Source organism: Vibrio coralliilyticus (assembly GCF_024449095.1).
Taxonomy (GTDB): Bacteria; Pseudomonadota; Gammaproteobacteria; order Enterobacterales; family Vibrionaceae; genus Vibrio; species Vibrio coralliilyticus_A.
Genome location: NZ_CP024628.1, coordinates 22,312 through 37,557 on the forward strand (window position 1 = coordinate 22,312; position 15,246 = coordinate 37,557).

At 45.6% G+C, this 15,246-nt stretch carries 14 protein-coding genes; 12 read left to right on the forward strand and 2 right to left on the reverse strand.

Annotated elements, in window-relative coordinates:
• Positions 1 to 10 precede the first annotated feature (10 nt).
• From CTT30_RS15710 to CTT30_RS15735, 6 genes are all read left to right on the forward strand, one after another.
• Positions 11 to 895: a carbohydrate ABC transporter permease gene (locus CTT30_RS15710; protein ID WP_252037063.1), complete on the forward strand. Its 885-nt coding sequence runs from the start codon at positions 11 to 13 to the stop codon at positions 893 to 895.
• A gap of 10 nt (positions 896 to 905) precedes the next feature.
• Complete coding sequence (locus CTT30_RS15715) at positions 906 to 1,853, forward strand: carbohydrate ABC transporter permease (RefSeq protein WP_252037064.1); 948 nt, start codon at positions 906 to 908, stop codon at positions 1,851 to 1,853.
• A gap of 6 nt (positions 1,854 to 1,859) precedes the next feature.
• On the forward strand, positions 1,860 to 3,140 hold the full coding sequence (locus CTT30_RS15720) for an extracellular solute-binding protein (protein ID WP_239875048.1): 1,281 nt from the start codon (positions 1,860 to 1,862) through the stop codon (positions 3,138 to 3,140).
• Positions 3,141 to 3,204: 64 nt separating this feature from the next.
• Entirely contained in the window at positions 3,205 to 4,626 is a 1,422-nt protein-coding gene (locus CTT30_RS15725) for a CehA/McbA family metallohydrolase (protein WP_252037065.1), read from the forward strand.
• Positions 4,616 to 5,350, forward strand: coding sequence for an HAD family hydrolase (locus CTT30_RS15730; protein ID WP_239836368.1), 735 nt, complete (start codon positions 4,616 to 4,618; stop codon positions 5,348 to 5,350). Before CTT30_RS15725 ends, CTT30_RS15730 begins: the two co-directional genes overlap by 11 nt.
• Positions 5,351 to 5,359: 9 nt before the next feature.
• The gene (locus tag CTT30_RS15735; protein WP_239835735.1) at positions 5,360 to 6,487 is read left to right on the forward strand and encodes an ABC transporter ATP-binding protein; all 1,128 of its coding nucleotides are present in this window, start codon (positions 5,360 to 5,362) and stop codon (positions 6,485 to 6,487) included.
• A 62-nt stretch (positions 6,488 to 6,549) separates the two neighbouring features.
• Here the strand turns inward: CTT30_RS15735 and CTT30_RS15740 are convergent, their stop codons facing one another.
• Complete coding sequence (locus CTT30_RS15740; RefSeq protein ID WP_252037066.1) at positions 6,550 to 6,975, reverse strand: universal stress protein; 426 nt, start codon at positions 6,973 to 6,975, stop codon at positions 6,550 to 6,552.
• A gap of 212 nt (positions 6,976 to 7,187) precedes the next feature.
• Between CTT30_RS15740 and CTT30_RS15745 the strand changes: the two genes are divergently transcribed.
• The 6 genes from CTT30_RS15745 to CTT30_RS15770 all read left to right on the forward strand — a co-directional run bounded on the left by CTT30_RS15745 (position 7,188) and on the right by CTT30_RS15770 (position 14,293).
• Positions 7,188 to 8,579, forward strand: coding sequence for a glycoside hydrolase family 1 protein (locus tag CTT30_RS15745; RefSeq protein ID WP_252037640.1), 1,392 nt, complete (start codon positions 7,188 to 7,190; stop codon positions 8,577 to 8,579).
• Between the two features lie 189 nt (positions 8,580 to 8,768).
• Positions 8,769 to 9,494 (forward strand): IclR family transcriptional regulator, encoded by a 726-nt coding sequence (locus tag CTT30_RS15750; RefSeq protein WP_275667359.1) that lies wholly within the window; start codon positions 8,769 to 8,771, stop codon positions 9,492 to 9,494.
• A 7-nt stretch (positions 9,495 to 9,501) separates the two neighbouring features.
• Positions 9,502 to 10,329: an arginase family protein gene (locus tag CTT30_RS15755; RefSeq protein WP_252037067.1), complete on the forward strand. Its 828-nt coding sequence runs from the start codon at positions 9,502 to 9,504 to the stop codon at positions 10,327 to 10,329.
• 651 nt (positions 10,330 to 10,980) lie between these two features.
• Positions 10,981 to 12,858, forward strand: a complete 1,878-nt coding sequence (locus CTT30_RS15760; protein WP_252037068.1) for a PhoX family protein — start codon at positions 10,981 to 10,983, stop codon at positions 12,856 to 12,858.
• A 395-nt stretch (positions 12,859 to 13,253) separates the two neighbouring features.
• A complete protein-coding gene (locus tag CTT30_RS15765; RefSeq protein WP_239869667.1) occupies positions 13,254 to 13,412 on the forward strand; it encodes a hypothetical protein in 159 nt (52 codons plus the stop codon).
• A 362-nt stretch (positions 13,413 to 13,774) separates the two neighbouring features.
• The gene (locus CTT30_RS15770) at positions 13,775 to 14,293 is read left to right on the forward strand and encodes a VCBS domain-containing protein (RefSeq protein ID WP_252037069.1); all 519 of its coding nucleotides are present in this window, start codon (positions 13,775 to 13,777) and stop codon (positions 14,291 to 14,293) included.
• Here CTT30_RS15770 and CTT30_RS15775 read toward each other — a convergent pair.
• Complete coding sequence (locus CTT30_RS15775) at positions 14,290 to 15,183, reverse strand: LysR family transcriptional regulator (RefSeq protein ID WP_252037070.1); 894 nt, start codon at positions 15,181 to 15,183, stop codon at positions 14,290 to 14,292. The genes CTT30_RS15770 and CTT30_RS15775 overlap by 4 nt on opposite strands.
• Positions 15,184 to 15,246 lie beyond the last annotated feature (63 nt).

A 15,246-nucleotide genomic window follows, 5' to 3' on the forward strand; every position in this document is an offset into this window, starting at 1 on the left:
AGGTCAAACCATGAGTACCATCTCACAACAAATATCGAACCACCTCAAAGTGCTGTTGTTCACTGCACCACTGCTGATTCCACTGGTGGCTTTTTGGTTAGTGCCGTTCGGCTACTCCATTTATATAAGCTTTACAGATTGGGATTACATTTCGCCTGAATACGATTTCATCGGCTTGGAAAACTATCAGTATATGATCGAGGACTTTGAGTTCACTCAGGCGTTACTCAACACATTTTGGTTTTCTCTTGGTGTGGTTATTCCGACTGTGGTGTTGGGGCTGATCTTTGCTTTACTGCTGCATAAAAACTTTGCGGGCAGCCAGTTTTATCGTGCAGTGATCTTCTCACCTTGGATTACACCAACGGTTGCGGTGTCGATTGTCTGGTCTTGGGTGTTTGAGTCCAAATCCGGTCTGGCGAATCAAATACTGATGTCGATGGGGTTCGACAAGATTGCGTGGCTGGAGCAGGGCGATACGGCCATGGTCGCGGTGATTATTGTCACTATCTGGCAGGCCATCGGCTGGACAATGCTGTTTTACATCAGCGCGCTCAACAAAATCCCGAGTTCTCTCTATGAAGCGTCACTGATTGACGGTTGCAGCAGTCTGACTCGCTTTTTCAAAATCACCTTACCGCTAGTATCGCCGACAACTTTCTTCTTGTTGGTGGTCAACATCATCAATGCGGTTCAGGCGTTTGACCAGTTCCAGATCCTGACACAAGGTGGGCCTGGTGGTGAGACTCGTACACTACTTTACCTCTTTTATCAGCAAGCTTTTGAGCGTTATGAAATGGGGCCGGCAGCGGCGACATCATTGGTGATTTTCCTGATCACTGGATTATTGGCCTTGGCAAATACCTACATTGGTAAACGCTGGGTTTACTACTGAGGATAGGAATATGACGACACAAGTTATGGATAGCGCGCCACGATTACGCCAGACAAATGGATCACTTCAAGCGGTGATAACTAACAAGTCAATACTGGCTACTCAGGAAACCGCCAGTAAGCGGCTGGAAATACAAACACTGACTTCGATAGGTAAGCACCTGTTCCTCGCCATATGCGGAACACTGATGGTGTTCCCTTTTCTCTGGATGTTGTCTGGTTCTCTGAAATCGAACGATGAGATTTTCGCCAGCCCACTGAATTTGATTCCGGAGCAATTTCGCTGGGAGACCTTTGTTGAGACGTTCCAAAGTGCACCATTTGGTTTGTACATTTTCAACAGCTTCAGTGTCGCGCTTTTTACGACATTGCTAGTGATCATCAATTCTGCGATGTTCGCTTATGCCTTGACTCAGCTGAAGTTCCGCTCAAAGACGGTGCTCTATTTTGTTGTGATGGGCTGTTACATGTTGCCGGGGGCGGTGACTTACATTCCATCTTACATCACGCTGGCGAAGCTGGGGCTGCTTGACTCACATATGGGGCTGGTGGTGTCCAATGCCGCGTCTATTTTTGGCGTTTTCTACCTGCGTCAGGTCTTCATCAAAATCCATCCGTCACTGATCGAAGCGGCACGTATTGATGGTGCGGGTGAGTTGAAAATCTTATGGGCGATTTTGCTGCCTCAATGCAGAGCAGCAGTCGCAACCTTGTTCTTGATTACCTTTATCACGAACTACAACAGCTATATGTGGCCGAGTCTGGTGATCACTTCACAAGATCTGAACCTGATTGCAACCGGGATTCGCCACTACTTCATAGCCGAAGGCAATTACGGCCTTAACTGGTCGCAAATTATGGCAGCCAGCACGATTGCCGTATTGCCTTTGTTGATTCTATTCGTCTTGTGTCAAAAGACGATTCTTTCAGGTATCGCCGATAACGGCGTAAAAGAGTAAATGGAAATGAAACTAAAAACTCTCGCACTAGTGTGTGCTGGCGCAGCGAGCGCTTCAATGGTCTCGGGTAGCGTTCTGGCAAAAACGGAAGTGAATTTCTGGTATTCCGGCGGTACAAAACCTCAGAAGCTGATGACTCAGCTGATTGAAGAGTTTAATGCCAGCCAAGATGAATATGTCATCAAGCCAGCATTGCAAGGAAACTACACCGAAACGTATCAGAAACTGCAGGCAGGTTTGGCTTCAAAAACCGCTCCGGAAGTGGTTCTGCTTGATTCAGTCCGAGCTGAGGCGATGTATGAGCGCGGCTTGAGTCGTGATCTTAAACCGTATATGGACGCAGAGTTCAACTTCTCGGATTTTGTCGGGGCGTTTAAAGATCAGGTGACGGCTGAAGATGGAACAGTGATTGGCTTACCAGCTTACGGTACGACTCAGGTGTTTTACTACAACAAGAAAGTGTTGGCAGACAATGGTTTTACGGAGAAAGACCTGAGTACCTGGCAAGGTGTGGCTAAAGTTGCTGAGAAAGTGACTCAGCGAGATGCGAAAGGCAACACGACTTTTTATGGCTGGGAACCGATGTGGGGTCAGGACAATATGATCGACGCCGCTTTCTCTAATGGCGCTAAGGTGATCAGCGATGATGGCAAAACAGTACTGATTGACTCAAAGCAATGGGTTGAAGTGTGGGACAGCTTCCGTAAATGGATTCACGAAGACCAAATCATGCGTATTCACCACGGTGGTCAGGGCTGGGAGTACTGGTACAAGACCATTGATGATGTCATGAAAGACAACGCCCTAGGTTACACAGGTTCATCGGGTGATCAGGGCGATCTCGATTTCACTAAACTTGCTGCAACCACGCAGCCTGGTTGGGGTTCTCACCCATCCGCACCTCAAGCTGGTGCTCTTGTCTATGTAATGCCGAAAGGGACCGACGACAAGGCAGCACAAGGTGCGTTTGAGTTTATGGAATTTTATACCAACGCTAAGAACACAGCGAAGTGGTCTATGTTCACAGGTTACATCCCTGTACGTATGAGTGTAGAAAGCGTGCCTGAGTATCAGGCGTTCACCAAAGATAACCCACAAGCGCTGATTCCGTTAAAGCAGGCAAGCTTCGCCAGCCAGGATTTCCTAGACCCAACCAATGGCAAGATCATGGATGCGCTGAAAGTGGCCGCCGATCAGATTCAAATTCAGAACGTACCTGCTGAGAAAGCGCTGAAACAAGCGGCGAAGAAAGCGCAGCGTGCGCTGGACAGAGTCAACCGCTCTTAATCTTGATAAGGAGCCTGCTTGGGTAGGCTCCTCCATCCTACAGTGGACTTAACTGGTGAAACCGATGACAGAATTTCAAGGTGAACTGACCTTCGGCAGAGTGTCGTTGCCGTTTAGGGTTCCGCACGGTGCTGAGGCCGTTCAAATTACGGGCACGACCGTGACTAAAGGGTTCTTATACGCAGCAGCGTACGATAGTCATGGTCATTTTCGCGGCAAGGTATTGTTTGAAAAAACGCATAAGTCGGTGAATATCTGTGCAGAGCAGTCAGGTTTTGGCGCGATTGACGGTGAACTGGTTGCTGGGGAGTGGTCTTTGGAGCTGTACAACCTTGAAGGTGAGTTTCGCTCTGAGCGGGCGATGCAGTATCAGGTGAATATCGCGTTTGATCAACCGGTTGATACTCTAGCTATAGACAGTGTCGCGACTGTAGGTTTGGATCATCAGATTTCTTTTGATTACAGCCGGTTATTAAGCTCAGAGTCTCGCTGGTATCGAGGTGATCTACATGCACATACTCAATTATCGGATGGACACAACACCCTTGTGGCAGCCAAACAGATAGTCGAAGCGCAGGGCTTAGATTTCTTCTTTCTTACGGAGCACAACATCTGCCAGCCAAGATTACCTTTGTCTGAGCAATGCCTGTTTATGCCTGCCCTTGAAGTGACTACAGACCTTGGGCACTTCAATGTTCATGGTCCACAATCTGCGCTGGATTTGCGTCATGTTGAGCATAGCAGCCAAAGTGTGATGGAAGCAGGATTGGCATTGGCCAACGCTTCTCATAGCTCTATCAGTGTCAACCACCCGATGATGAAGCCATGGCACTGGAAATATGCCTCACTTGAACTCGATAAAGTATCGACATTTGAGGTGTGTTGCGATCCGACTTGGTCAACATCACCTAAAGCGACAAACTCAGCGCTTAAGGTATTGAGCGAAATGTGGAATTGCGGTCATAGAATCAGCGCCATTGGCGGCAGTGATTCCCACCTAGAACCTCATGAGCGTAACCCAAAAGCGACAGAACCTTCACTCTACGGAGACCCGTCGACCTTTGTGTTTAGTCATGGGCTCAGTGGTGAAGGTATTCTCGCTGGGCTACGTAGTGGACATGTCTATTTAGAGCGTCGCTGCGGCTTATCTTTTGCTATCAACAACAGTGAATTATTACCTGGCTGCGATTCTAAAGGGCAGGCATTGTGCTACCAATTGGCTGTGGACGATGTTGAGCATACTTATTACGCCGAATGCGTTGTTGATGGCGTTGTTGTTGCCAAAATCACACTTCAAAGCACTGAGCAAATGCTGTTTGTAGAAGCAGGCTACTCTTGGTGCCGCATCGATATCCGCCGCGCTGAGAATGATGAATTTGAAGGTTGCATTAACGCCGTTTATGACGGCGACCAACCTATTTTTACTACGCCTCTGGTCAACACCTGGGGTGAACTTATGGAGCGATTTAATAGTGATGAAGTTTAAAGCACTATTGTTTGATAAAGATGGCACTCTGCTGGAATTCCACAATATGTGGCTCAACGCTTCACGCAGTGCGTGCCAGACGGTAAAGGATTTCAGTGACACAAACCAGGGTCATCAAAACGTCACAGTTGCGGAGTTACTCTTAGCCATCGGCGTAGAGGGCGACTCAGTCGATAACCATGGTCTGTTGGCGTCCAATCCGGTGGAAGATACGGCCAAAGCTTGGTTCGAGATCCTACGCCCAGTCGTTTCTCTGGAAATGTTTACCCGTGTGACCAAAGAGGCGTTTAACCATCATGTCGCCAATCATCCTGAATGGATTGAAGCACTGCCCGGGGTAACAGAAAAACTGAATTCACTTAAACAGCAAGGCATGATTCTTGGCATTGCTACCGCAGATACCAAAGACTCAACACTTTACACTTTGCAGCAATCTGGTTTGAGCGAAATGTTTGATTATGTCGGTTACTCGGACGGTGACATTGAACCAAAGCCAGCCCCAGCACTGTTGAATGCTTTTTGTCAGCAATGCGGTGTTGAGCCACACGAAGTGATCATGTTTGGCGATACGGTGTCAGATATGGAGTTTGGCACTAATGCAGGGGCGAAGAAAATCGGTGTTCTGACTGGAACCGCATTGGAAAGCGAATTGACGCCTGTTGCGGATCTGGTGATTCCATCGGTAGCCCATTTTGACCCACACGCATTTAACGAGTTGATTTAAGGATAAGCTATGGCGGAAGTCACGCTTAAAGGGGTGGAAAAAATCTACCCCAATGGTTTCAAAGCGGTTCATGGTGTTGACCTGAACATTCGCGAAGGCGAATTTATGGTGTTCGTTGGCCCGTCTGGCTGTGCTAAGTCGACCACTTTAAGAATGATCGCTGGTCTGGAGGAGATTTCTCATGGTGATGTCTACATCGGTGACAAACGCGTCAACGATTTACCGCCGAAAGACCGTGGTATCTCAATGGTGTTTCAGAACTACGCGCTATACCCACATATGTCAGTGTATGAAAACATGGCATTCGGTCTTAAACAGCAAAAACTGGCAAAGTCGGAAATTGATCAGCGCATTTCTGAAGCGGCAAAAACGTTAGAGATTGAACATTTATTGCAAAACAAACCGGGTGAAATGTCGGGTGGTCAAAGGCAGCGTGTTGCACTTGGACGTGCGATGGTGCGCAAGCCCGATGTGTTTCTGTTTGATGAGCCGTTGTCGAATCTTGACGCCAAATTGCGAGTGTCAACCCGAGTAAGCATTGCTCAGCTGCATTCGGACCTCAAAGCGGAGGGGCAGAATGCAACCATGATTTATGTGACCCATGATCAGGTGGAAGCTATGACGCTTGGGGATCGCATTTGTGTGCTTAATCAGGGGGAAATCATGCAAGTGGATACCCCAATGAACTTATACCGCTATCCAGCCAACAAATTTGTGGCAGGTTTTATTGGCTCTCCGGCGATGAACATCATTAAAGCGCGTATTGAGGAAATTGATGGTGTCATCAATGTACTCGCAGAAAGCGGTACTCGATGGACGTTGCCAGAAAGTAAGCAAGACTTAGCAAGGCAAAAAATCGGCCAGTGGGTGTGGTTTGGTATTCGCCCAGAGCATATTCAACTGGCGAACCATGATGCGCCACTCTCAGATGTTAACACTCAGCACCACTCTATTAACGTTGTGGAATCGATGGGCAATGAACTATACCTCTATTTCCAAGTTGGCAGAGATAAATTGATTGCTCGTGTGCCGTTTGATGCAGATCGCATGGTGTTTAATGGTGAAGAGACGTTATTGAATTTTAATGTCTCTGAGTGTCATATTTTTGATATTGATACTGAGCAAGCCCTTGTGTAGCCGCACATAAAATGACAAAGCCATCCGTGAAGGATGGCTTTTTGGTTCTCTTACTCGTTGATTTAATCTGGAATTGGCACAACCAAAATGTCGACCGGAGATTTGTTGATCAGGTGCCTTGAATAAGAAATGATCTTGCTCCAGAAGTCCTGATGGTGGCCACATATCAGCAAATCAACGCTGTTTTCTGTAATGGTGTCATTAAGCTTATCGCCCAGATCGCCAGTCCCGACTAAAAAATGCTTCACAGGAAAATCTAGCTTGGCTTGGAACGCTCGCAACCATTCCATTGAGTGTTCATTGAGTGGCCTGACGCTGGCGTCGGCGTGAATGTCGACCAGCTCTGGATATATTTCTCCATGGGTGCCATCAATGTGGATGAGCGATATCTCCGCGTCATGCTGCTTAGCCATAAATACCGCTCTTTCAATCAACACATTGCTCTCTTCAGAAAGCTCTAGCGCGACCAGAATATGTCGATATTTCATTACCATGTCCTCCTATTGAACTGACTCATTTCATCATAGAGCGAATTACCGAAAAATGTTGTCTAAGAGATCGCGGAAATGCGACAAATTGCATTAGTTGGCGCGTGTTGATAGTCAGTAAAACTAGGAAATAATGCTCAGACACCTCAGCCTCATTTTGTTCCTAAAATGTAAGTTACACTCAGTTCAGGCTCGAAGTGAGAGAGAATATGATGACAACTTTTCCTAAGCATTTTCTGTGGGGCGGCGCGATTGCGGCGAATCAGGTGGAAGGCAGTTTTGACCTCGATGGCAAAGGGCTATCGACGTCTGACATGTTACCCAATGGGATTCTCAGTCCACATCAGACACGTCAGCAACGCACTGATGGTATCAAAGATCTGGCGATAGATTTTTACCAGCGTTACCCAGAAGACATCGCTCTGTTTAATGAAATGGGGTTCAACTGTTTGCGTTTGTCCATAGCTTGGACGCGTATATTCCCGAATGGTGACGAATCAGAGCCTAATGAAGCGGGATTGGCGTATTACGATCGTATCTTCGACGAACTAGCGAAACATGACATTACGCCTTTTGTCACCTTGTCTCATTACGAGATGCCTTATGCGTTGGTAGAAAACTATGGTGGTTGGGCAAGCCGTAAGCTGATTGGGTTCTTTGAACGCTATGCTCGTAGCGTGTTTGAGCGCTATCAGAACAAGGTTAAACTGTGGCTGACGTTTAATGAGATCAACATGTCCCTACACGCGCCGTTTACCGGTGTGGGATTGGCTGAAGAGGCCAGTGAGCAGGCCATTTATCAGGCAATACATCATCAGCTTGTCGCTAATGCAAAAGCGGTGAAATTGTGTCATGAGATTATTCCAGATGCCAAGATAGGCAACATGCTGCTTGGCGCGATCAATTATCCGTACACCTGCAATCCTGACGATGTCATCGCGGCGATGCAGGAAAATAACAAATGGCTGTTTTTTGGTGATGTCCAGACTCGTGGTCGTTACCCAGGTTACATGCTTCGCTATTTCCGTGAAAAAGGGATTGAGATTGACATGCAGCCAGGTGATGTAGAGGAACTGGCGAGCGCCAGCGTTGACTTCATTTCATTCAGCTATTATGCGAGTGGCTGTGCTAGTGCGGATCCCAAGCAGAAAGAGGTCGGTAACATTGTCGACAGTGTGCCAAATCCGTATTTAGAGAAAAGTCAGTGGGGTTGGCTGATTGATCCTAAAGGGCTACGCATCTTGCTTAACTTTCTTTATGACCGCTATCAGAAGCCGTTATTCATTGTTGAAAATGGGCTTGGGGCGCGCGATGAAATCAACGCCAATGGGGAGATAGAGGATGATTATCGCATTGCCTATCTCAATGATCATTTAGTTCAGGCCAGAGAAGCCGTATTGGATGGGGTGGAATTAATGGGCTTCACCAGTTGGGGGCCGATTGATTTGGTTGCCAATTCCACTGCACAAATGAGTAAGCGTTACGGTTACATCTATGTCGATCGCCATGATGATGGTAGCGGCACATTAGAGCGTAAACGCAAGAAAAGCTTTTTCTGGTATCAGGACGTTATCCGAACTCACGGAGCATCGCTAAAATCTTGAAGTAAAGGAGCCATTTGGCTCCTTTACTGTATCCATTGGTACAGCAATGAGTGAGCTGAAAGAGACTGAGTAGCGGTCTATTTCCCATTAAATGAGAATGATAGGTTTGATTTATTTATAAATCCTCATTGAGTGAGAATATAATTTGCGCGTCAATCCAATAAGGCGGTAAAACCGAAAGTGAACACGATGAAGCAAAGCTCAGGGCAAGTGAATGAGAAGGTACTCCAGCTTTTGATGCAGGTCGCCGTCAATGAACAGCCAGTCACAGCGAAAGTGTTAAGTGAGCAGCTGGGGACGCCAATCAGCAGTTTATATCGTCATCTGAAATTGCTCAGAGAATGGAATTTGATTGAAGAAAGTGCAAGTGACAAAACCTTGATCATAGGTCCGGCGGCATTGATGCTGATGAGGAGCTACGAGAGTAAGCAGCATAACCTTGATTCGGTCGACTCAGTATTGAATCGCTTACAAAAACAGACTCAAGAAATGGCGGCTTACATGGTGCCAGTTGGCTATCGCGCGTTATGTGTGAGCCGTAAGGAAAGTATGCAAGCATTACGATGTAGTTATGTGGAAGGGCAGAGTCAGCCGTTGCTTAAAGGTGCATCGTCCAAAGTGATGCTTGCATATATGCCTGCACCAAGATGCGAGAAGATTCTACGTCATTTTGGTGAGTACCATCGCTTTGAGCAATGGCAATTGGAGTTAGATCAAATTCGCCATCAAGGTTATGCCCTCAGCACATCAGAGATTGATGCTGGTGTATCCGGTATTAGCGCACCAGTCATGAAAGGCTCTAAGCTGATGGGGGCGGTGTCCGTAATGGCGCCTGCTCATCGTGTCCAACAGAATCAGCAAAGAATTATTTTGCATGTTCTACAGGCAGCGAGGGCTTTGCCCCCAGAGAGGTAAATTGTGTATGTTTGGGCTATTTCGTCGTCATCAAAGTATTCCTGCGTTAATCGCTCCACAGTGTTTAACGTTAGCCAGTGTCAGTGAATACCTTAAGCCCATGTCAAAAATCGACTTTGAAGTGGCCGATCAAAACTTAGAAGAGATGTTTGAGTGGATGTGTCAGGAAAGTGGTTATCCATGGCAACATGGCGGTCATTTCAATTTACAAGGAGCCGTTGATGATTATGTATTATGGTTAAGTCAGGTGATGGATAGCCAATGCTTACCTGTTGTATTGAGTAACAATAGCGAGACTCTACTCTATTCACTGCCTTTGCTTCAATCGACCGAAAAGAGTTTTGGGATTATCCATATTGGCCGAGACTTTGAGCTTAATCCGGACTTGGGTGTACAAAGAGGCTCGGTATACCACTTTGCTTTATCTCGCTATGCGCAATGTCGAGTGTTCTTTTTGGGAATTGTTGAACAAAGCCACAACGATAAAGTATGCGAATACGCTGAAGATCTGGGATGTGATTGGTTAACACTCCCTGAGTGTAGTTTCGGTCATCGGTTTCAGGTTAAGCAGCAAATTGCCAGTTTTCTTTCCCATTGTGATGATCTCATTATTTGCTTGGATCTTGATTGTCTTTATCCGCCCTCACACTTAGATACAGGCCATACTCTCGAAGTGACCATGGTTAATCGAATCCTGCGCCAAGTACTCATTTCTTCTCAGGTGCGTTGTATTCATCTGACTGGGTATAAAGATAAACACCTCTATGCCAAAGAAACACAAAGTATATTACGCCAACTGGCGGATTTATATCCATCAAGTCCTTTAGTGGCGTAATTGGGTCGAATACTAAATGTGAACTGCCAACTGTGAGCATGGATAGTGTGTGCGTAATGCTGCTTAAGACGCCATATGATCCAATAGGTAAGAGCGGTGATTGTTGAGGCTGATCTCGTAATGTTTATGTCATGATCTATGTGTTGATAGACAAATTTTACGATAAATAGACTTGTATAGTTGAGAAATTCAAAAGCTGGCAATGAATTGCCAGCTTAGTCGTTGATACCTGTTAGAGCAGGTTGAAAGGATGCAGGTTACTTCTTGTTTGTGTCTTTATTGGCGTCTTTCCAATATTGGATTCTGACACGGTGAAGTTGTGCTTTTCTCATTTTCTTCATGATATTCCCTCACTTTTTAATGACTTGCTCGTCATTGAGCATATGTGAATCAAGTTCCTCATGAACAAGATTTAATGTAGCGACCAAATCAAGATAACGCTAGGTTCTAGATCACATTTTTTTGCATATCTATTACGTCTTACTTGTAAAAAGTGAAGGTAGGTTCACTTTCATGGGAGTGCAATGTAATTCGAACTAAACTGTAATATCGTCTTTATTTAAGAGAAACAATACCTTAACGAGATTGTCATTTTTACTGTCTATTATCGCTCGCTATTAATAAAAAACATACTCGAGCAAGGAGTCAGCAATGTGGAATCGCGATGAGCAAGATTCTCAATTTAGCCAAATGATCGAGGCGGGCTTATCTCGTCGCCGTTTCTTGGCTGGTACCGCAGCAGTAGGTGCAGGCGCGTTTCTGTCACTTAACCCTATCACTAAGGCATTCGCCGCAGACAAGAAAAGTACGTTACTAAATTTTGACGCTGTTCCGGCCTCTACATCCGATGCGATTATTGTGCCAAAAGGCTATAAAGCAACGCCTTTGTTATCTTGGGGTGATCCGATATTTGCTGATGCGCCTGAATTCGATCCGAGTGGTAAGCAAGACTCTAAGGCTCAGCTCAGCCAGTTTGGTGATAATACCGATGGTATGAGCTTGTTCCCGATCACTAAAGATCGTGCGGTAATCGCAGTCAATAATGAGTACACCAATTATGAGTACTTATTTGATCATGGCGGCAAAGCGATGACCGCAGATGATGTATTGAAAGCACAAGCAGCTCATGGCGTGACTGTGTTTGAAATCGTCAAGTCGGGTGGTGAATGGAAACTGGACAAAAATGGTAAGCGCAATCGTCGCATCACAGCGGTAACAGAAATGCAGCTGACAGGCCCAGCTGCAGGTCACGATTTGATGAAGACTAAGCTTGATCCAACTGGTATGAAGCCTTTGGGTACGTTCAACAACTGTGCCAATGGCCAGACTCCTTGGGGGACTTACCTGACTTGTGAAGAAAACTTTAATGGCTACTTTGGTACCAGCAGTGATGCTGACTTATCGGATGATCATGCACGCTATGGCATTGTTGCAGAGAAGAGCAAATATCAATGGCATGACACTGATGAGCGTTTTGACTTAGCCAAGCATCCGAATGAACCTCATCGTTTTGGCTGGGTGGTTGAAATTGACCCGCATGATCCAACATCAACACCGCTTAAACGTACTGCTCTAGGTCGATTTAAGCACGAAAATGCGGCGCTGGTTATCAATGACGATGGGCATGTAATCGTCTATTTAGGTGACGACGAGCGTGGTGAGCACCTTTACAAGTTTGTTTCGAAGAACAAATACCAGCCTGGTAATGACAAAGCAAACCGCAATCTACTCGAAGAAGGCACGCTGTATGTGGCTAAATTCGAGATGGATGATGCTGAGCTAAAAGGCAAAGGTCAGTGGCTAGAACTGACGTATGGTAAGAATGGTTTGACCAAAGAGAACGGTTTCCATGACCAAGCGGAAGTCGTGACGTTTGCCCGTCGAGCAGCGACTCAGGTTGGGGCGACTACTATGGATCGTCCAGAGTGGGTTGCGGTGCATCCAGACAACCAACATGTTTTCTGCACGTTGACCAACAATAAAAACCGTGGCGTCAAGGAAGGTCAACCTGTGGGTGGTCCAAACCCACGTAAAGAAAACCATTACGGGCAGATTGTTCGCTGGGTGCCACAGAATGGCGACCACACCAGTGAAGGGTTCGAGTGGGATCTTTATCTGATTGCAGGAAACCCAACTGTGCATAAAGGTAACCTATACGCAGGTAGTGAGAACATCAATGAAAATAATATGTTCAACAGCCCTGATGGTATTGGTTTTGATAAGGCGGGTCGTTTGTGGATACAAACCGATGGTGACTACTCAAACAAGGGAGACTTTGCAGGTCAAGGGAACAACCAGATGCTGTGTGGTGATCCAATGACTGGTGAGGTGCGTCGCTTCTTAACGGGGCCCGTCGCTTGTGAAATCACTGGTTTGACTTTCTCCGAAGACTACAAAACGATGTTTGTCGGTGTTCAACACCCAGGTGAGAAAGGGGCACCTTCGCACTTCCCTGCGGGTGGTAATAGCAAACCACGTTCAACCATTGTTGCGATCACTCGTGAAGATGGTGGCGTGATCGGCGCATAAAATTAAACATTCCCATTGGGGATATTTGCACTACTCAAGGGGCTGTTTGCCCCTTTTTTGATCCTCTAAGAATACCAAGTGGGATAAATATGCGTAAGTAAGCATAAAAATTGTGATCCTTTGGCTGTTAACCACTAAATGTAGTTGCTCCGAGTATACGGTATAACTATAGTGAAAGAGTGCCCACATAATTTAAAGGTGTAGAGACCCGAGTAAGCTCTCAGAGTTAATACGAAAAACTGAACGAATACGAGACACAAGGCTCAGTGAAATGCCACTGAGAGTGAATCGAAAACGCCAAAGAATAAAGTATTTACAAAGGCCTTATAGTTGTCCAAGCTTTTCGAAGCTGCACCTGAGTTATCGGTACATGTGTTGATAACCAAGGAGGAGGTTTGGCTATGATCGTTTTGAGTTTAGTGGCTCTGGGTATCATTGTTTTCTTTGCCTGCTGGATATGCCAGCACGGTTTGCCGTTTTTGGGTATGCAGCTAGATGAAACGGATCAGCTTCTCCTTGCAGAAGCCGCGGGAAAAGATGTATTAGAAGCATAAATTGCATTGTATTGGATAGAGGAAAGGAGCCGCTTGTATAACGGCTCCTTTTTTGTCTCTATCGATTCAATTCTGCCCTATTTATCACGTCTGAGTTAAGTCACTGTGTGGTGAATAGAATGATTAAATGTCCTATTGGCAAATTGAAAATAGAGCCTGAAGCTTGTTGTGTTTTGCTTCTCATATTGAAAATCTATATGCGGTTGTCTTTTTCTCATTTCTATCATAATGAATTATATGCACTTTTGTGCGTATTTGTTTTTCGATTTTTTTGGCGCATAGCTTGCATTAGTGACTGTACCTCACTTGATAAAAATGTGTTCGTTTTTGACAAGTGCAATTAGAGGAAATAGGAGAAGGTTATGGCTCACTCAATCAACTCACATCATCCTGAAAGCGCTGTTCATCGTACAGAAACCTACGCTTTGTCTACCGATGTCAACCCTTCTGCAAGCCTAAGTTTATTACGCTCTACGCCGATTTCACTATTGCGAAGCCATACTGAAGGAATAAGAGAAAGAGCCAGTCAAATGCTCAGTAAGGAGACAAGCAAGGCTATAGAATGGGAATTGTCACCATTATTGATAGATTCTGGACGACTTCTTATTTCAGGCAGCCACCGACGCCAGACGCGATTTGACCCCAATAGTATCGTTGCAGCAAAGGGAACGCTAGGCTCTTTAAGCATTGATAAAGATGGGTTCTGGGATTATTCGGTTTATAACATCAAAATGCAGTTTCTTCAGCATGGTGAGCGTAAGATTGAAAGCTTCTCACTATATTCGGAGTCTGGTGATCCCATTACTATTAGCCTCACATTGATTGGTGTAGAGGGCGGGGCTGTGATTGAAGAGCTAGCGACTGAAGTGACCGTTGGTTAATTGCGATGAAAGTGAGAAGAGATCTCTTTCATTATGGTCGTAAAACGCTGCGGTAGCTGGCGGTGTTTTTTAGTCAGACAAAACAAAGTTTCTACAACCTCACTCTGTGACTGATAAATAGCAATATCGTCTTTGCCTGAAAATGAATCGAGGGCACTTTTCGGCAAAACGGTAAATCCCAGTCCATTGGCAACTGGTAACAATATCTGATTCAACTGATTGATATACCCAGTGACGGGAATGTCATCAATGTTGATATTCTCTAAGCACGGCTCCCCACATCCGGCGAAATACAGTGAGAGGTAATGGATAGCGTCGGGATGCTGAATCAAACCAATCGATTTCAAAGCATCAGCGGTTAACTTCTTTGATGACATACTGGCAGGTAGCATCAGACAAAGAGGTTCGATTCCTAATGTCTCTGCTTCGAAGCGAGAATCGGAAGGTATATGCGTTACTATCCCAATATCACTTTCTCCAGATAGTACATCTGCCAAAATTTTATGATGTGGAGCTGCCTCTATCCTTGGTACTAGGTTTGGGTGTTTACATTGTAAATTAAGTAAGTGTGGATAGAGGTGTAGCGCAAGAGCTCCTGAACAGGAAAGGGAAACGTTGCCTGAATACGGGTCTTCTATATTGAGTGAATGGAGAAGTTCAGCCTGTTGATGTTCGATTTTTAGGGCATAGCGGTAGACAGATTGCCCGGCTTCTGTAATTTCAAATGTTTTGTTATGTCTGGCGATGAGAGCATGACCGCATGCTTGCTCTAGCTTTTTTATGTGCTGGCTGACGCCAGGTTGAGTCATAAATAGCTTTTCTGCAGTTTTTGTAAAGTGGCCGGTATCGATTAACGTTTGAAAGGTTTTCAGCCACAATGGATTTAGCATAGTCATCTTTTAATAACAAAAAATTATTTTTGATAGTCTATGTGATAACGTGATGTTTGGATA

Excerpts from the sequence above, each read along its gene's own strand:
- CTT30_RS15710 (WP_252037063.1), top strand. The coding sequence starts at position 11 with ATGAGTACCATCTCACAACAAATATCGAACCACCTCAAAGTGCTGTTG.
- CTT30_RS15715 (WP_252037064.1), top strand. The coding sequence starts at position 906 with ATGACGACACAAGTTATGGATAGCGCGCCACGATTACGCCAGACAAAT.
- CTT30_RS15720 (WP_239875048.1), top strand. The coding sequence starts at position 1,860 with ATGAAACTAAAAACTCTCGCACTAGTGTGTGCTGGCGCAGCGAGCGCT.
- CTT30_RS15725 (WP_252037065.1), top strand. The coding sequence starts at position 3,205 with ATGACAGAATTTCAAGGTGAACTGACCTTCGGCAGAGTGTCGTTGCCG.
- CTT30_RS15730 (WP_239836368.1), top strand. The coding sequence starts at position 4,616 with ATGAAGTTTAAAGCACTATTGTTTGATAAAGATGGCACTCTGCTGGAA.
- CTT30_RS15735 (WP_239835735.1), top strand. The coding sequence starts at position 5,360 with ATGGCGGAAGTCACGCTTAAAGGGGTGGAAAAAATCTACCCCAATGGT.
- CTT30_RS15740 (WP_252037066.1), bottom strand. The coding sequence starts at position 6,975 with ATGAAATATCGACATATTCTGGTCGCGCTAGAGCTTTCTGAAGAGAGC.
- CTT30_RS15745 (WP_252037640.1), top strand. The coding sequence starts at position 7,188 with ATGACAACTTTTCCTAAGCATTTTCTGTGGGGCGGCGCGATTGCGGCG.
- CTT30_RS15750 (WP_275667359.1), top strand. The coding sequence starts at position 8,769 with ATGAAGCAAAGCTCAGGGCAAGTGAATGAGAAGGTACTCCAGCTTTTG.
- CTT30_RS15755 (WP_252037067.1), top strand. The coding sequence starts at position 9,502 with ATGTTTGGGCTATTTCGTCGTCATCAAAGTATTCCTGCGTTAATCGCT.
- CTT30_RS15760 (WP_252037068.1), top strand. The coding sequence starts at position 10,981 with ATGTGGAATCGCGATGAGCAAGATTCTCAATTTAGCCAAATGATCGAG.
- CTT30_RS15770 (WP_252037069.1), top strand. The coding sequence starts at position 13,775 with ATGGCTCACTCAATCAACTCACATCATCCTGAAAGCGCTGTTCATCGT.
- CTT30_RS15775 (WP_252037070.1), bottom strand. The coding sequence starts at position 15,183 with ATGCTAAATCCATTGTGGCTGAAAACCTTTCAAACGTTAATCGATACC.